Source organism: Maricaulis sp., assembly GCF_030149425.1.
Classification (GTDB): Bacteria; Pseudomonadota; Alphaproteobacteria; order Caulobacterales; family Maricaulaceae; genus Maricaulis.
Map to the genome: position 1 here is coordinate 47,525 of NZ_JASBRQ010000002.1, position 15,878 is coordinate 63,402.

Annotated in this window: 15 protein-coding genes; 7 read left to right on the forward strand and 8 right to left on the reverse strand. The window is 61.0% G+C overall.

Annotation, left to right across the window (positions count from 1 at the left end; genetic code table 11):
- Positions 1–13: 13 nt before the first annotated feature.
- The 4 genes from Q1V57_RS00265 to Q1V57_RS00280 are packed head-to-tail and all read left to right on the forward strand — an operon-like array spanning position 14 to position 5,124.
- Positions 14–1,327, forward strand: a complete 1,314-nt coding sequence (locus Q1V57_RS00265) for a serine hydrolase (protein ID WP_300526791.1) — start codon at positions 14–16, stop codon at positions 1,325–1,327.
- Positions 1,320–2,924 carry a GMC family oxidoreductase N-terminal domain-containing protein gene (locus Q1V57_RS00270; RefSeq protein ID WP_300526792.1) on the forward strand — a complete coding sequence of 535 codons (1,605 nt, stop codon included), beginning with the start codon at positions 1,320–1,322 and terminating at the stop codon, positions 2,922–2,924. Before Q1V57_RS00265 ends, Q1V57_RS00270 begins: the two co-directional genes overlap by 8 nt.
- A gap of 12 nt (positions 2,925–2,936) precedes the next feature.
- On the forward strand, positions 2,937–4,358 hold the full coding sequence (locus Q1V57_RS00275; protein WP_300526793.1) for a coniferyl aldehyde dehydrogenase: 1,422 nt from the start codon (positions 2,937–2,939) through the stop codon (positions 4,356–4,358).
- A 7-nt stretch (positions 4,359–4,365) separates the two neighbouring features.
- Positions 4,366–5,124, forward strand: a complete 759-nt coding sequence (locus Q1V57_RS00280; protein ID WP_300526794.1) for an SDR family oxidoreductase — start codon at positions 4,366–4,368, stop codon at positions 5,122–5,124.
- Here Q1V57_RS00280 and Q1V57_RS00285 read toward each other — a convergent pair whose 3' ends face one another.
- Genes Q1V57_RS00285 through Q1V57_RS00295 form a run of 3 tightly spaced genes read right to left on the reverse strand, consistent with a single transcriptional unit; the run spans position 5,125 to position 8,238 of the window.
- On the reverse strand, positions 5,125–5,517 hold the full coding sequence (locus Q1V57_RS00285) for a hypothetical protein (protein WP_300526795.1): 393 nt from the start codon (positions 5,515–5,517) through the stop codon (positions 5,125–5,127).
- A 2-nt stretch (positions 5,518–5,519) separates the two neighbouring features.
- Positions 5,520–7,295: an amidohydrolase family protein gene (locus tag Q1V57_RS00290; protein ID WP_300526796.1), complete on the reverse strand. Its 1,776-nt coding sequence runs from the start codon at positions 7,293–7,295 to the stop codon at positions 5,520–5,522.
- 1 nt (position 7,296) lies between these two features.
- Complete coding sequence (locus Q1V57_RS00295) at positions 7,297–8,238, reverse strand: bile acid:sodium symporter (RefSeq protein ID WP_300526797.1); 942 nt, start codon at positions 8,236–8,238, stop codon at positions 7,297–7,299.
- 280 nt (positions 8,239–8,518) lie between these two features.
- Here Q1V57_RS00295 and Q1V57_RS00300 point away from each other — a divergent pair, with 280 nt between their 5' ends.
- The gene (locus tag Q1V57_RS00300) at positions 8,519–9,001 is read left to right on the forward strand and encodes a helix-turn-helix domain-containing protein (RefSeq protein ID WP_300526798.1); all 483 of its coding nucleotides are present in this window, start codon (positions 8,519–8,521) and stop codon (positions 8,999–9,001) included.
- Positions 9,002–9,291: 290 nt separating this feature from the next.
- On the forward strand, positions 9,292–9,597 hold the full coding sequence (locus Q1V57_RS00305; RefSeq protein ID WP_300526799.1) for a hypothetical protein: 306 nt from the start codon (positions 9,292–9,294) through the stop codon (positions 9,595–9,597).
- 75 nt (positions 9,598–9,672) lie between these two features.
- Here Q1V57_RS00305 and Q1V57_RS00310 read toward each other — a convergent pair whose 3' ends face one another.
- A complete protein-coding gene (locus Q1V57_RS00310; RefSeq protein ID WP_300526800.1) occupies positions 9,673–11,055 on the reverse strand; it encodes a M28 family metallopeptidase in 1,383 nt (460 codons plus the stop codon).
- Positions 11,056–11,473: 418 nt separating this feature from the next.
- Here Q1V57_RS00310 and Q1V57_RS00315 point away from each other — a divergent pair, with 418 nt between their 5' ends.
- Positions 11,474–11,860, forward strand: a complete 387-nt coding sequence (locus Q1V57_RS00315; protein WP_300526801.1) for a DUF805 domain-containing protein — start codon at positions 11,474–11,476, stop codon at positions 11,858–11,860.
- A 70-nt stretch (positions 11,861–11,930) separates the two neighbouring features.
- On the opposite strand, the gene Q1V57_RS00320 is transcribed toward Q1V57_RS00315, so the two are convergent.
- The 4 genes from Q1V57_RS00320 to Q1V57_RS00335 are packed head-to-tail and all read right to left on the reverse strand — an operon-like array spanning position 11,931 to position 15,873.
- Entirely contained in the window at positions 11,931–12,905 is a 975-nt protein-coding gene (locus tag Q1V57_RS00320; RefSeq protein ID WP_300526802.1) for an NADPH:quinone oxidoreductase family protein, read from the reverse strand.
- A 14-nt stretch (positions 12,906–12,919) separates the two neighbouring features.
- Positions 12,920–14,122: an acetyl-CoA C-acyltransferase gene (locus Q1V57_RS00325; protein ID WP_300526803.1), complete on the reverse strand. Its 1,203-nt coding sequence runs from the start codon at positions 14,120–14,122 to the stop codon at positions 12,920–12,922.
- Between the two features lie 18 nt (positions 14,123–14,140).
- On the reverse strand, positions 14,141–14,953 hold the full coding sequence (locus Q1V57_RS00330) for a thioesterase family protein (RefSeq protein WP_300526804.1): 813 nt from the start codon (positions 14,951–14,953) through the stop codon (positions 14,141–14,143).
- Entirely contained in the window at positions 14,953–15,873 is a 921-nt protein-coding gene (locus tag Q1V57_RS00335; RefSeq protein ID WP_300526805.1) for an SDR family NAD(P)-dependent oxidoreductase, read from the reverse strand. The genes Q1V57_RS00330 and Q1V57_RS00335 overlap by 1 nt, the downstream gene beginning before the upstream one ends.
- Positions 15,874–15,878: the final 5 nt, after the last annotated feature.

Here is a 15,878-nt window from a genome sequence, read left to right on the forward strand (position 1 = left end):
TATGGGGAGAAGAATGAGCCGTATTATCATTGGCTTAGGTGCCATTTTAGGCCTTTTGGCGGTCACGGCGGCCGGGTGGTATTACCGCCCGTGGTCGGAGTATTCGCCAGCCGAAATCCAGGCCGCCACCGCAAATGCAGCCCTCGCAGAAACATTTCGCGATATGGGCGAAGTGTTCCCCTTCAGAACAATCAGCGCGGGAGAAAACGGCGAATCCTTCACCCGCCAGACCCGGAACGATACGGTCGGTTACACCCTCAATGGCCAGGATCGGGACATCACCGACTGGCTTTCGGAGTCCGATAGCACCGGGTTGATGGTGTTGCACAATGGCGAGGTCGTGCATGAGGAATACTTGCTCGGTTCGACACCGGAAACGCTGCACACCTCCTGGTCGGTCGGCAAGAGCTTCGTCGCGACCCTGATCGCCATGGCGCTGCATGAAGGACGCATCGACAATCTCGACCAGAATGCGGAGGTTTTCGCCCCGCAGCTCGCAGGCTCGCCCTTCGGAGAAACGTCTCTGCGGCACCTCTTGATGATGTCGGCCGGGGTCGACTTCAACGAGGATTACAGTGCCCCGGACAGCGATATCCGCCGCCTCTTCCTCGGCGCCAATATCTGGGGCCGGAATATCGACAGCATGGTGACCGAGATCGAGCGGGATCGCGAGCCTGGCGAGGACTTGCACTATGTCAGCGCCAACACCCAGGTGCTGTCGGCTGTCGCACGCGGTGTCTACGACGCTCCCCTGGCCCGGGTGGTGGAAGACAAGATTTGGCGCCCAATCGGCATGACGTCGGACGCCAACTGGAACCAGAACCTGCCCGGCGAAAACGGCATCGCCATTGGCTATTGCTGCCTTAACGCCACGCTCGAGGACTATGCCCGCTTCGGCCAGTTCTACCTGCAGGACGGGGTCTGGAACGGCGAGCGCCTGGTACCGGAGGGCTGGGTCGACATGGCAACCCGGCCGAATGCGGACTTCCAGGAACCGGACTATGCGGAGGCTCCCTACCCGCTGCGCGGCTATGGCCTGCATTTTTGGGTCCCGGAGGGCTATGACGGCGAATATTTCATGGCCGGGGTTTACGGCCAGTATGTCTGGGTCGACACCCGTCGCAATATCGTCATTGCCCGCACGGCGGCTGACCCGGAATGGGGCGCACGCACCGAGGAGTCGCTTACGGCCATGCGCGCGCTCGCGGCTCATTATGGCGGTCCGGTAGAAGCCGACGCTGGCACAATCGACGCGGCGCCGATCGACACAGAAACTGAAGACGACACTGAAGAAAACAACGAGCCCGGGGATGAAGGCGATGAGTGAGACTGAATTCGACTACATCATCTGCGGTGCCGGCTCGGCTGGCTGTACCGTCGCCGAGCGCCTGTCGCGTGATCCGTCAGTGACGGTCTGCGTGCTGGAAGCCGGCGGCTCGGACAAAAGCGCCATCATCAGAACCCCGATGCTGCTGCAATTCGCCGTCACCGGTGAGCAGTTCAACTGGGGCTATTGGACAGAGCCGCAAAAACATCTCAATGACCGCAAACTGCTCTGGCCGCGCGGCAAGACGCTGGGCGGCTCTTCCTCCATCAACGCCATGCATTACATGCGCGGCGCCAAGGAGAATTATGACGAGTGGGAACGCGAATACGGCGCTGAGGGCTGGGGCTGGGACAATGCCCTGCCGGCCTTCAAAGAGGTTCAGGGCCAGCAACGCGGCCCGTCCGACCTGCACGGCGCCGAAGGTCCGCTTTCGGTCGAGGACATCACCCCGCTCAACCCGCTGACGGATGCCTTCTTCAAGGCCGGCGACCAGCTGCAATACCGCCGCAATGACGACTTCAACGGCCACCGCCAGGAAGGCTTCGGCCCCTACCAGGTGACGCAGAAGGACGGCAAGCGCTGCTCCGCCGCCGACGCGTTCCTGCGCCCGGCCCTGGAGCGCGAAAATTGCTCGGTGACGATCAAGGCCATGGTGCGCCGCATAGTCATCGAGGATGGCGCCGCGACCGGTGTCGAGGTCGATATCGACGGCACCCGCGCGGTTCTGACCGCACGCAAGGAAGTCATCCTTTCCGGTGGTGCGATCAATTCACCGCAGACCCTGCTGCTGTCCGGCATTGGTCCGGCCAATGAGCTGCGCGAAGCCGGAGTTTCGGTCGAGCATGACCTTCCCGGTGTAGGCAAGAATTTGCAGGACCATCTAGACGTCACGGCCCAGATCTGGACCAAGTCGGACATCTCGATCGGCAATTCGCTGCGCTCCATTCCGCGCCACGCCTATATGATGGGGCGGATGATGCTGATGGGTGACGGGCCGGCCTTCGTGAACCCGGTGCAGGGCGGCGCTTTCATCAAGTCGGCCTATGCCGATGACCTGCCCGACCTGCAATTGGTCTTCATTCCGGCGATCTCCAACCCGCACGGGATTGAAAAGGCCTGGGGTCACGGTGTGACCCTGCATGTCTGCCAGCTCTATCCCAAGAGCCGCGGCGAGATCCGCCTGAAGACCACTGATCCCAATGATCATCCGGTGATCCAGCCGAATTATCTGGAAGACCCGTTTGATACCGATGTGATGACCGATGGTCTCGCCAAGGTGCGCGAAATCCTGGCCGCGCCGGCCTTTGATTTCGACCGTAAATCCGAGCGTTATCCGGAGCCCGGTATCACTACCCGTTCGCAGCTCGAAGATGATGTACGCGCGCGGGCTGAAACCCTGTATCATCCGACCTCTACCTGCGCGATGGGATCAGGCGAGCTGGCCGTCACTGACAGCCGCTGCCGGGTCAAAGGTGTCGACAAGCTGCGCGTCATCGACGCCTCGGTCATGCCGCGCCTGGTCGGCGGCAATACCAATGCGCCGACCATTATGATCGCCACGCGCGCCGCGGCGATGATTGCCGAAGACAATGCCTAAGGGAGGCAGCCAATGAGCGAAGCTGAAGCCAAACAGATCGAACGCATGAAATCGATCCTGGCGGCCCAGAAAGCCGCCTTCCGGGCCGAACGTCACCGGCCGCTGGACAAGCGCAAGCATGATCTCGACAAGATCGCCGATCTGTGTCGGAAGAATGCCGACGCCATCACCGATGCGATCAGTCAGGATTTCGGCAATCGCGCCCGGATCGAGACCGCCATCGCCGAGCTGGCCTTCGTCATCCAGGACGCGGCCCATATCAAGAAACACCTGAACAAATGGGCCAAGCCCAAGCGCGTCGGTGTGCCCTTGACGCTGATGCCGGGCAAGGCTGTCATCCGTCGGGAACCGATCGGCGTGGCCGGCATTATCTCGCCCTGGAACTATCCGTTCCAGCTCGCCATGGCTCCGCTGGCGGCGGCGCTGGGCGCCGGTTGCCGGGCGATCATCAAACCTTCCGAATACACACCGGCTACAGCCGAGATCATGAAACGGCTGATCGCCGAGAATTTCGAGGAAGATCATGTCAGCGTCGTTACCGGCGGCCCGGCTGTCGGCCAGGCCTTCACGACGCTGAAATGGGATCATCTTTTCTACACGGGATCGACCCAGGTCGGCCGCTTGGTCGCCATGGCGGCAGCAGACAATCTGGTCCCGGTAACGCTTGAGCTGGGCGGCAAGTCACCGGCCATCGTCGCGCCAGACTATCCAACGGAGCAGGCGGCCAAATCCATTGGCTGGGGCAAGCTTTTCAATGCCGGACAAACCTGTGTCGCACCCGACTATGTTCTCGCACCGAACGGCCGCGAGCGGGAAATCGGCCAGGCCATTATTGACGTCGCCCAGCACCAATTCCCGGAGGCCGCCAGCGATGACGCCTACACCTCTATCGTCTCCGATCGCCATTATGAGCGCCTCAATGCGATGATCGAGGAGGCCCGGGCTGCCGGTATCGAGGTTTTGCAGCCCGAGCATGACAGCCAGGCGGCACAAGCGGCGCGCAAAATTCCCCCGACCGTGGTGATCGATCCGCCGGAAGACAGCGCCATGATGATCGAGGAAATCTTCGGCCCGATCCTGCCGATCAAGGGCTATGCGGAGCTTGAAGGCGCTCTCGATTTCGTCAACGACCGGGAGCGCCCACTGGCGCTTTACGTCTACTCCACAGACAAGACACAGGCCGAACGCGTCCTCGATGAGACGATTTCCGGCGGTGCCGGGGTGAATATCAACCTCATGCACCTGTCTGTTCCGGACCTTCCCTTCGGCGGCGTCGGTGCTTCCGGCCAGGGCGCCTATCACGGCGAGACAGGCTTCAGGGCCTTCACCCATGAGCGCTCGGTTCTCTCGACCGGCAAATGGCACCCGTCCCGCCTTCTTGCTCCGCCCTACGGCAAATTCGCCGAGCGCGTGGCCCAGCGGCAGATGAAATAGGACGACAATGAGCGGACCTCTATCAGGCCAGCGCGCCCTGATCACCGGCTCCAGCCATGGCGTCGGCCGGGCGGCGGCGTTCCTGTTCGCAGAACAGGGCGCCGAGGTCATTCTGCATGGAAATCAGAACATGGCGGATGCCGATGCCGCCGTCCGGGAGATCGGTCCGCGCGCACTCGGCGCCGTGCAGGCCGATCTGATGATGCCCGGAGCCGGTCGCGAGCTCTACACCCGCGCCGCCGAGCTGGCCGGGGGCCGAATTGACACCATCGTCAATAATGCCGGCATCCACTGGGACACCCCCATCGATGCCAGCGACGAGACCTGGGAAGCCAATTGGGCCGGCCTGTTGCAGGTCAATGTGATGGCTGTGGCCGACATCTGCCGCGCGGCCCTGCCTGACATGGTCGAGAATGGCGGCGGCTCTTTTGTGAACATCGCCAGCCGCGCGGGTTATCGCGGCGAGGACAAGGACCACATGGCCTATGCTGCCTCCAAGGGCGCGGTGCTCTCGCTGACCAAGACCATTGCCCGGCAATGGGGCGATAATGGCGTTTATGCCTATGCCCTTGCGCCGGGCTGGATCAATACCCGAATGGCGCCGCAAAACGCCGCCGGTATTGCCGCCGCCGCGAGTGAAATCCCGATCGGCCGCATGGCCGAGCCGGAGGAAATCGCCGCCATGTGCGCCTTCCTGGCATCCGGCGCCTGCGCCAGCGCCACCGGGTCATGCATTGATATCAATGGTGCGAGTTATGTGCGCTGACTAGTCATCATCGATCTTGTCGGCACGACTATCCATGCGACCGGACTGGAATTCACCCAGCACCACCACGAGAACAAGCACCATGCTGGCGACGAATTTCGCCGTCGTATCAGTCTCAACGCCCAGCACTTCGATCAGCCGGAACCCCAATGCCGATGCCAATACGGCACCAGCACCCACCATCGCGGCCCTGACCCGGATCAGCGAACGCTGGCGACCGGCAGCACCGGTATTGCGCCGGGATATCTGGTAAATCACCGCGCCGCCAACAGGCAGGAAAACCAGAGACAGAAGCGCCCGCCCCCAATTTGCCGGATCCAGGACCAGGAGCGCGACAGACAGGCCTGCCACGCCCAACGCCACGAACAGGACGATCGGGGAAAAAAGCTTCATACCTATTCTGCCGCGATCGCCTGCGCTCGCCCGGCACGGTAAAGCCGCCCCGGCTTGGCGCCGGTCAGCTGCCCTTCTTCCATCACGACATCGCCCGCAACAATCGTCGCCGTATAGCCACGCGCGCCCTGAAGCAGTCGCTGCCCGCCGGCCGGCAGGTCCTGTTTCATATAGGGCGGTTCGAGCTGCAGCGCGGCAACATCGATAACATTGAGATCAGCCCGCATGCCTTCGCGGATATAACCACGGTCCCGCATGCCGAGATAATCCGCCTGGGCGCCGGTGAGCATGCGGATCACCCGGGGCAAGTCGAGCCGGCGGCCGCGCTTACGGTCACGGGTCCAGTGCGTGATCATATAGGTCGGCATGGAAGCATCGCAGACGGTGCCGACATGCGCACCGCCATCAGACAAGCCATAAAGCGCCTGAGGGTGCTCCATCATCTTGAGCACATTGTCGTAATTGAGTTCGGTATAGTTATAGAGCGGCAGGTAAATCAGCTCCTGGCCGTCCCGTTCCAGCAGCGTGTCATAGATCATCTCATAGATCGAAACGCCCTTGGCCCGCGCCTTGGACGCCAGCGAGTTTTCCGGCGGCTGCTCATAATCGGGCGGATCGCCAAGCTGGAAGAATTTCTCCGCCACCAGCTCGATATGTTCAAGCAGCAGATCCGCCAGCGGGGGTACGGAAGAGCCCGGGCCGGAAACCTTGTCGGTTTTCTCTGACAGGATCTGCGCCTTGAACTCCGGCGTCTTCATCTTGGCCACGCGTTCGGCCAGCGGCAGATCGGCGATGGTCTTGTAGCTCGGATAGCCCATAAAGGGATGGAAGGTGCAGTTAAAGCCGAGGAAGACGCCAATGGCGCGCGGCGCCACCTGCATGCGGGCATCCACGCCCTCCTGCTTGAGTTCCTCAGACAGCTTGGTCAGTTTGACCCATTGCTCGGGCGCAAAATCGCGCTGCATGAGCGAGAAAGAAAATGGCCGGCCGGACGCCTTGGCGTAGTCGGCTACGATCTGCCATTCCTCATCGAAATCCTGCTCACCACGCTCCAGGTTGAAGTCGCTGACCGCCTGGACCACGCCGAAATCGAGCCCGGCAAAAGCCCGGGCGATCCCCGTCAATTCATCGCGTGTCGCCTCCGAAGACGGCGTCCAGTCGCCGTCGGCCGTCTTGTGCACATCGGAACGACCGGTCGCGAAACCTATCGCGCCCGCCTCCAAGGCTTCGCGGGTCAGACGGCGCATTTCCGAAATATCGTTTTCATTGGCCGGCTCGGAGAAGACGGCGCGCTCGCCCATCACATAGACCCGCAGCGGATCGTGCGGAACCATGGCGGCGATATCGATCGTCCGCGGCATTTTTTCCAATGCGTCGAGATAGTCCGGGAAGCTCTCCCACTCCCAGGTCAGCCCTTCGTAAAGCGCTGTGCCGGGAATATCCTCCACGCCTTCCATCAGCTTGATCAGAGTTTCGCGATCCCCCTCACGCACCGGGGCAAAACCGACACCGCAATTCCCCATCACCGCCGTGGTGACGCCGTGGTCAATCGAGGGGCGTAATTCGGGATCCCAGCTGGCCTGACCGTCATAATGGGTGTGAATGTCAATAAAGCCCGGCGTGACGATCTGACCGGTCGCATCGATCACGCGCCCGGCTGGCCCGAGATCATTGCCGATCTGAACGATCACGCCGTCCTTGATGGCAATATCCGCCTCGACCGGAGCCTCGCCATCACCGCGATGGATTACCCCTCCCCGGATCACGATATCAAACATGTCAGACCTCCCGGCTTTTCCCGATTATGTTTTTTGATTGTGCCCAATCATAGCTGCGGAACAAGGCGACAACCACGAAACCGGCTGCGATATGCCAGATACTCCACAGCCCTGTGACCGCGACAGCGCCGCCCACGCCATCGAACTGCGAAAGCAGGATCAAAAGCCCCAGACCCGCATTCTGAATACCAACCTCGAAGGTCAAGGAGCGCCGTCTCGCCATCGACATGCCAGACACCCAGGCGGTCAGGCCGCCCAGGGCAAAAGCGAGCCCGTTATGGAGGAATACCACAGGGAAGAGCCCATGATCTGTGCCCAGCAGCACGTCCCGATTGGTATAGCCCCCAACCAGGATCAGTCCGAACAGGATTGCGAGGGCGACCGGCGACAAGGCCTTGCGCAGGCGCGCGGCCCATTCAGGTTTTTTCTCCGACATCAACATGCCCATGGCCAGCGGAAAGGCCAAGAGGGCGACGGTCTGGCTGATAAAGGGCCAGGGCGAGATATCCAGCGTGCCAACCAAGGCATTGGTCGGGGCGTAGAGGGCCGACCAGAACAGGATCGATACAGGCGTGATCAGCGCGGCCGAGACACTCGATATCGCTGTCAAAGAGACCGAGTAAGCAGTATCGCCGCGGCCGAACATGGTCAGCGCATTGGAGACATTGCCTCCAGGACAGCAGGCCACAACGATCATACCGAGGGCGACGCTGGGCACCGGCCCGAGCAGGTAAATCAGACCCAAGGTCAGCAATGGGAGACCCAGTATCTGGGCAGTTGCACCGATAATGACAGGCCGCGGCTCTGATCGCAGAGCCTTGAAGTCGGCGACTTTCAGCCCAAGCGCGACAGTGAACATCATCACCACCAGGCTGGCCGACATTGCTACGCGAAAACCGTTACTTAACTCGACATACAGGGCATCTGCGCCGGTTGGGTCCATGCGTCACTTTCCTCCCCGAAAACGACTGGTAAACCTTATTTCAAATTGCACCGTTTCGCAGCGCAACACATTTGGTACTCAAATAAAATCATTTTTGGGTCGCCAAACCGCTCAGACTCTGTATCTTATGTGGCACGGTTTTGACAGCAGTCCGCTGACTGTCGAAATCCTTTCGTGCGGGAAAGGATGCTGAAGCGGGGGATCTTAGTGATTCTCTGAGATGGCACCTATTTGTCTTTTGGAACGGCGTATCTACGCATTAGTCTTTGGGGGACTAAGTATGGGTCGGAAACGTTTCGACGAAATGCCTTGCGCGATTGCCCAGACGCTGAATCAGGTCGGCGACTGGTGGACCTTGCTGATTGTTCGGGATGCCATGAAAGGCGCCCGCCGCTTCAGTGATTTTCACGAGAGCACTGGCATAGCCAAAAATATCCTGACAGACCGGCTCAACAAGCTGGTCGAAAACGGCATCATGACTCGCGAAGAAGTCGGCGTGCGCGGTCAGCGGCAGGAATATGTCCTGACCGATCGCGGCGAAGCCCTCTTCCCGATCCTGATCGCCATGCAGCAATGGGGTGATCAGTGGATTTACGGCCGCGAAAAGCAGCCGGTGGTCCTTTATGATACCCGCAATGGCGAGGAGCTCACACCGATGAGCGTCGCCAATGAAAGCGGCGATGAGGTGACACATCACTTCATCGGATCGCGTCCGCAGGCCGATGAGGCCGAGGACGGCGGTTCCGTTTCACAAGCTGGCTAGGCATCCCGCCGCGGTCCGGACGGTTTCGTCTATGGGCGGACAGTCCGTCCGGCCGCGGCGCGCTCGCCTTTGTGCACTTCGCCTATAGGTATTACATCCGCCTTGATGTGCCCCGGCCGGTCGCATTCTTCAGGCTGCCGCAAAACCCCTCTCAAGCGAATTAGGAATGCCGCTCACATTGAGCTGGCGAATTCTATTGTCTAACATCACCCCCGGCGCACGGGCGCACCGTTTCCGCGGTGCGCTCCAATGACACATCAAGCAACGCCATTTGTAATGGGGAGATAGAGATGATTCTTACAGCCATGCTGGCCGCAACGGCCCTGCAGATGGACGCGCTCCTGGAGCACGGCCTGCAAATCACCACGCCAAGCGTGACCTACACCACATTCTTCAACGCCGACGGAACCTATACGACCGATGTCGGCATTGAAGGGACCTGGGAAATGCGCGGCGATGAAATCTGCGTCGTGCGCTCAACCGGAGAAGGCGGCTGCGCCCCGGTACAGGCCGACGCCGCCCTTGGCGACACTTGGGAGGGCATCAATGCGGCGACCGGCGAGACGGTGACCTACACCATCGTGCCTCGCGGCTAGCCCGACCATAGCGATCCAAAGACGCCGGCGGTGAGGCTCACCGCCGGCGTTTTTATTTGTGCGCGGATGGAAGGCCTATTCGCCAAAAGACCCCGCCGGCCCCGGGAATACGACCGGGGTTTCAGACCCGTCATGGGCCACTGCCGAGACACCGAAATAGTAGTTGTCGATGACAATATTCTCGACCACATACTCCCCGGTGAGCCCCACGAAGCGGCTGTGTGTCCATTGCGGCGCATCGGTCAGGCGCCAATAGACCCGATACCCCGCCAAATTCTCCGCCGCTTCGCCGTCCGGAACGGTCCAGCGCAAAGTCGTGTCCGGTGATACCGCACCCTCGATCTCGACATTGGCCGGGAAAGGCGGCGCACCGGCGATTTGCGCCAGGACGGCCACATTGAGCGAGGTCAGCTTGGCGGCGTGGTCGAAATCAACCTCATCCACCGTATCCCCGAAGACCCGGCCGGTTTCATCGGTACGGATATCCTGGTGCTGGCGGTCATAATGCTCATGGGTCTCCATGATGCGGACCCCCGGGATACCGACATCATTGAACGGACGGTGATGACCGCCGCGCCGGAACCGGTCGAGGCGATAAACCATCATCACATCGAGATTGGAGATGTACTGGTCGGCCGTGCGATCAACGAAGCGCGCCAGATTGCGCGACGGGCTGTCCACCTCTCCGCCGGTAAAGCGGCGCAGACGGGCTTCCTGGGGCGTCTCATTGGCTCGCGTCCCCTCGGAGAAGACCCGGGCCGTGGTGTTGTTGATGACCCCGTCAATGCCTTCAATATTGCCGATCATGTCATTGTTGAGAACGGCCTTGATGCGCCAGCCATTCTCCAGTGCGTGATCAGCCACGATCTGCCCCCCGAACAGGCCCTGCTCCTCACCGGACAGACCGGCATAGATGATCGAGCCGGGAAACTCGTACTGGCTGAGCACGCGGGCCGCCTCGATCGTGCCGGCCATACCGGATGCGTTATCATTGGCGCCGGGGCTGTCATCGGTCGAGTTGAGGGGGTCGGTGATGCGGCTGTCGATATCACCCGACATCATCACATAACGATCCGGGTCGAGTGTTCCGCGCTGGATAGCAAGAACGGAGACGACATCGGTCGGGTCGGGTATCCGGGTCTGACCGAAAATCGTGCCGGAGACGTACATTACTTCAAGGCACCCTCCGCACTCGGCAGAGATGCGTTCAAACTCCTCATAGATCCACCGCGTCGAAGCGCCCACGCCGCGGGTATCGCTTTCGGTATCGGACAGGGTATGGCGCGTGCCAAAGCCCGCCAGCCGTCGAATATCCGCCTCGATCCGGTCGGCAGACACGGCCGCGACATAGTCATGCACTTCCAGCACTTCGGACGGCGGAGCGTAGCGTGCTTCCTGCGCTTCCGAGCCGCAGGCAGCCAAAACAAGGGCCAGCCCGGTAATACCGATTCGAGTCATTCAATCCTCCCCAGATCGCGATGTCGGGGTCGAATGTTTCACGATTGGCAAGCGGGTCAAGCGAACGAGCCGCTTCAAGCCCAGGCAAAGCACCTGACAATGAACGCTGTTCGGTGTTTTCCCCAGACAAAATTCCCCTCATGATTGAATTTTACGCCGAACGGGGGGATAAGGTGGTCAGGGATTCGTTCCGTTCACGGACGGCTCCCTCACCCTGCACCGCGCTGCACCATCCCACACCCTCGCAACGCGGAAGCCTAAAGGGCTGGAGCACCCCCTCCAGCCCTTTTCTTCTGCCCCTAGCGTCGCGCCGTCCCGACTATCGCGGGACTTATCCACACCCGGTTTGGATTTGTGCTTGTTCTGGCGACCGCCGGATGCAACCGTCGGATGAAATCTCAAATGGGGAGATATTGAGATGGGATTTTTTGACGCGATCAAAAGCGGCTTTTCCAACTATGTGAATTTCCAGGGACGCGCACGGCGTAGCGAGTACTGGTTCTGGGTGTTGTTCACCTTCATCGCCTCTGTCGCGCTGACCTTCCTCGACATGGCCATGATGGGCGTTGAGAGCTTTGGCGTATTCAGCCCGCTCTTCTCGCTCGCTGTAATTCTGCCCAGCATCGCTGTGGCGGTACGCCGGCTGCACGATAGTGGCAAAAGCGGCTGGTGGATCCTGATCGGCCTGATCCCGCTGGTCGGCTTTATCGTTCTGATCATCTTCTATGTCAGCGATAGTGCACCGGGTAGCAACCAGTACGGGCCCAACCCCAAAGGCCTCGACTCGGCTCCGGTCGAAGGCTGATCGGCATCGAGTAATAAAGAAAGGGCGGCCCGTCAGGCCGCCCTTTTTATTTGTGCCTGGATTTGTACGACTAAGGCGTCAGAACCACCTTGCCCATCGCCTTGCGGCCCGAGAGCTGACCGAAAGCATCAATGAATTCCTCGAGCGTGTAGGCCCCCGCCACTCGCGGCTTGATCTGGCCCGCCTCATAGAAGTCGAACAGCTCTTTCATATTGCCGAAATGGCCCTTGGGGTCGCGCATGGCCCAAGCGCCCCAGAAGACCCCAACCGCCGACGCGCCTTTGAGGAGCGGAAGATTGAGCGGGAGTTTGGGAATGGGGCCGGAGGCAAAGCCGATGACCAGGTGACGGCCTTCCCAACCGATGGCCCGGAATGCGGCTTCCGCCAGCTCACCGCCGACCGGATCATAGATCACGTCGACGCCTTGCCCGCCAGTCAGCTCCTTTGTACGCGCCTTGAGATCTTCGCTGGAGTAGTTGATGCCCTCATCGGCACCATGTTCACGCGCCACGGCGAGTTTTTCGTCACTCGAAGCGGCGGCAATAACCTTGGCGCCCATGGCCTTGGCCAGCTCGACGGTCGCAAGACCAACGCCGCCAGCTGCCCCGAGCACGAGAACACTCTCGCCCGGCTGCAGATTAGCGCGCTGCTTGAGAGCGTAATACGAGGTGGCGTAGACGACGGTCAGTCCGGCCGCCTCTTCAAACGACATGGAGTCCGGGATCTTGATCGCCGCCATGGCAGGCGTTGCCACTTTCTCTGCAAACGCGCCGGTCAGCCCGTTAAAACAGACGCGGTCTCCGACCTTGAGGTTCTCGACCCCGTCAGCGATCTGGGTGACAATACCTGCCCCCTCGCCGCCCGGCACAAATGGCGTCGGCGGTTTGAACTGGTATTCGCCCCGGACACAGAGCAGATCAGGGAAGTTAAGCCCGGCCGCCTTGACGTCGATCAGGACATGACCATCCGGCAGCACCGGATCGTCAATCTCCTCGACCTTCATCTGGTCTTCGGGACCGAATTCGCGGCAATACAGCGCTTTCATAAGCTCACCTCGACCTATGCGACTTCAAAGAGGCCGGCTGCGCCCATGCCGCCGCCGACACACATGGTGGCAACGACGTATTTGGCCCCACGGCGCTTACCCTCGATCAGGGCATGACCGACCATGCGCGCACCGGACATGCCATAAGGGTGTCCGATGGAAATCGCGCCGCCATTGACGTTGAGACGCTCATTCGGGATGCCCAGCTTGTCGCGGCAATACAGAACCTGCACGGCGAAGGCCTCATTGAGCTCCCACAGATCGATATCGTCCATGGTCAGGCCATTCGCCTTCAGCAGCTTCGGCACCGCATGGATGGGACCGATACCCATTTCATCCGGGTCAAGGCCGGCTACGGCGATACCGCGGTAGATACCAAGCGGGTTCAACCCGCGGCGCTCCGCTTCCTTTGCCTCCATCAGGACCGAGGCCGAGGCGCCATCGGAGAGCTGGGAGGCATTACCGGCGGTGATGAACTTGCCTTCCTTGACGACCTGGCCGTTGGCGAAGACCGGCTTGAGACCGGACAGTGCTTCGGCGGAGGTGCCGGGGCGGTTGCCTTCGTCTTTTTCCAGCGTCACTTCGATGTCGGAAACCTCTTTGGTCTCCTTGTTCATGAACTTCATGGTCGACGGCAGTGGCACGATCTCATCGTCGAACTTGCCGGCCTGCTGGGCCTCATGCGTACGCGCCTGGGACTGAGCCGCATACTCATCCTGTGCCTCACGGCTGACGCCGTAGCGATCAGCGACGATCTCGGCGGTTTCCAGCATGGTCATGTAGAGTGCCGGCTGGTTCTCAACGATCCACGGGTCCGTATCGCGATAGGTCCGGGTCTTTTCGGTCTGCACGAGGGAGATACTCTCCAGCCCGCCGCCAACCGTGACGGTCATGCCGTCTGCGATGATCTGTTTCGCCGCCGTGGCAATCGCCATCATGCCGGATGCACACTGGCGGTCCATCGACATGCCGGAGACCGAGGTCGGCAGTCCGGCGCGAATGGCGCAATTGCGGCCCGGATTTCGACCCGTCGTGCCCATCTGCATGGCGCAGCCCATGACGACATCATCGATCTCCGCCGGATCGACGCCGGAACGCTCGACCGCATTGCGGATTGCATGCCCTCCCATTTCCGGGCCAGACGTGTCGTTGAAAGCGCCGCGATAGGCCTTGCCGATCGGCGTACGCGCTGTGGATACGATGACTGCTTCACGCATGGTCTTCCTCCCTTTGACCTAAGGCTTTGACGCCTTGGTTCGATAACTGACCATCTGCTGGGTCGTGGCCATGAGCCGGCCATCCCGGCTCCATATTGTTGCATGCTGATCATTGAAACCACGGCCACCGCGGGCCCCTGTGGCTTCGACGAGAAGATAATCCGTGCCGACCGCTTCATAGTCGTCCGGGGTGGCATGGAGATAGACCGTCATGGAAACGGTCGCGATGAGATCGGGCTTGCCGGTCTTGAAAAACAGGCGCGGCGTCGGCGTGTCAGCCAGCGCCACAAGCCCGACCGGATCCAGTGGGCGATCCGGATCAAGCCGCACCCAGGCCAGGGACTTGGTCGTTCCATCCCCGCCCGTGAAAGGATTGTTGGCTGCGCCACGCATTTCCACCGGCTTCGTCCAGGCCATCGGCAAGGGAAAGCGTTCGCAATCCTCCGGTTCAGGCGCATCGGGGCGATGGCCTTCTACCCAGGCCAGAGTTTCGCGGCGGCGGGACATAATGCCCAAAGCGCAATTGGCCGGGGTTTCACTGCCGCCAGGGACTAGGTCCGCCGTCCAGAACTGGGTGTTGCGGCCCTGGCGCTTGCACTCAAGATCAATCGTGATCGGCCCTTCACTGGCTCCTGCCAGGAAGTCCGTCGTGATCGTGGTCAGCTCCATATCGGGGCCTGACGCCTCGATCATGGACTTCGCCAGGATAGCCGCGCTCCAGCCGCCATAGGGGCCGATCATATTCTTGAAGCCGGGGTGAGCGGCACCGCTGAAACGGCGACCGTCCTCACCCAATGGCTCAAGCGCCGTGGCTTCGTCGAAAAGATGCATCAGCCCAGGCTAACGCCGAGATGGGCTGCCGCCTTGGACAGGAATTTGATCGACTGCTCACCACCCTGGGCAAACTCTTTCTGCCCATCAGTCGCGGTGATGGCATCGATATTGGCCGCCACGCCTTCCGGTGTCTGCTGTTCCGGCGGCAGGTAGATGCCATCGGTTTCATAGATTTTGGTGGCGGCGAACCCACCCGCACCGGCACACAGGACCAGTCGCGAGGGCGCATCCTCGCTGACCAGATAGGCCAGGCCTGCAGACACCGCTTCCGGCTTGAGCAATTCCAGCGCCGGCGGCGGCAGGAGATCTTCGGTCATGCGGGTTGCGGCTACCGGAGCCAGGGCGTTGACGCGGATATTGTACTTGGCGCCTTCCAGGTGCAGCACGTTCATGAAGCCGACGAGACCCATCTTGGCCGCGCCATAATTGGATTGGCCGAAATTGCCGTAGATGCCGGAAGAGGACGCCGTCATGGCGATACGGCCATAGCCAGCCTCACGCATCGGTTCCCAGACAGCCTTGGTGCAAACCGCCGAGCCCATAACGTGGACATCAAGCACCGCCTGGAAGTCATCGACCGTCATCTTGGCAAAGCTCTTGTCGCGCAAGATGCCGGCATTATTGACCAGAATGTCCACCTTACCCCATTTCGCCATGGCCTGATCGACCATGTCCTGAACCTCGTCGGCCTTGGTGACATTGGCGCGGTGCGAAATTGCCTCGCCGCCCGCATCGCGGATTTCCTGCGCTACATCTTCCGCCGCAGACCCGCTGCCGGAGCCATCCATGGACCCGCCCAGATCATTGACCACGAGTTTGGCACCACGCGCGGCCAGAAGGTGGGCGTGAGCACGGCCCAGGCCGTGGCCCGCGCCGGTGACGATGGCCACGCGGCCATCAAATCGAATTTCGGTCATCTTGG

Bases quoted from the DNA above. Each gene is read 5' to 3' on its own strand.
- Q1V57_RS00265 (WP_300526791.1), top strand. From the start codon at position 14: ATGAGCCGTATTATCATTGGCTTAGGTGCCATTTTAGGCCTTTTGGCG.
- Q1V57_RS00270 (WP_300526792.1), top strand. From the start codon at position 1,320: ATGAGTGAGACTGAATTCGACTACATCATCTGCGGTGCCGGCTCGGCT.
- Q1V57_RS00275 (WP_300526793.1), top strand. From the start codon at position 2,937: ATGAGCGAAGCTGAAGCCAAACAGATCGAACGCATGAAATCGATCCTG.
- Q1V57_RS00280 (WP_300526794.1), top strand. From the start codon at position 4,366: ATGAGCGGACCTCTATCAGGCCAGCGCGCCCTGATCACCGGCTCCAGC.
- Q1V57_RS00285 (WP_300526795.1), bottom strand. From the start codon at position 5,517: ATGAAGCTTTTTTCCCCGATCGTCCTGTTCGTGGCGTTGGGCGTGGCA.
- Q1V57_RS00290 (WP_300526796.1), bottom strand. From the start codon at position 7,295: ATGTTTGATATCGTGATCCGGGGAGGGGTAATCCATCGCGGTGATGGC.
- Q1V57_RS00295 (WP_300526797.1), bottom strand. From the start codon at position 8,238: ATGGACCCAACCGGCGCAGATGCCCTGTATGTCGAGTTAAGTAACGGT.
- Q1V57_RS00300 (WP_300526798.1), top strand. From the start codon at position 8,519: ATGGGTCGGAAACGTTTCGACGAAATGCCTTGCGCGATTGCCCAGACG.
- Q1V57_RS00305 (WP_300526799.1), top strand. From the start codon at position 9,292: ATGATTCTTACAGCCATGCTGGCCGCAACGGCCCTGCAGATGGACGCG.
- Q1V57_RS00310 (WP_300526800.1), bottom strand. From the start codon at position 11,055: ATGACTCGAATCGGTATTACCGGGCTGGCCCTTGTTTTGGCTGCCTGC.
- Q1V57_RS00315 (WP_300526801.1), top strand. From the start codon at position 11,474: ATGGGATTTTTTGACGCGATCAAAAGCGGCTTTTCCAACTATGTGAAT.
- Q1V57_RS00320 (WP_300526802.1), bottom strand. From the start codon at position 12,905: ATGAAAGCGCTGTATTGCCGCGAATTCGGTCCCGAAGACCAGATGAAG.
- Q1V57_RS00325 (WP_300526803.1), bottom strand. From the start codon at position 14,122: ATGCGTGAAGCAGTCATCGTATCCACAGCGCGTACGCCGATCGGCAAG.
- Q1V57_RS00330 (WP_300526804.1), bottom strand. From the start codon at position 14,953: ATGCATCTTTTCGACGAAGCCACGGCGCTTGAGCCATTGGGTGAGGAC.
- Q1V57_RS00335 (WP_300526805.1), bottom strand. From the start codon at position 15,873: ATGACCGAAATTCGATTTGATGGCCGCGTGGCCATCGTCACCGGCGCG.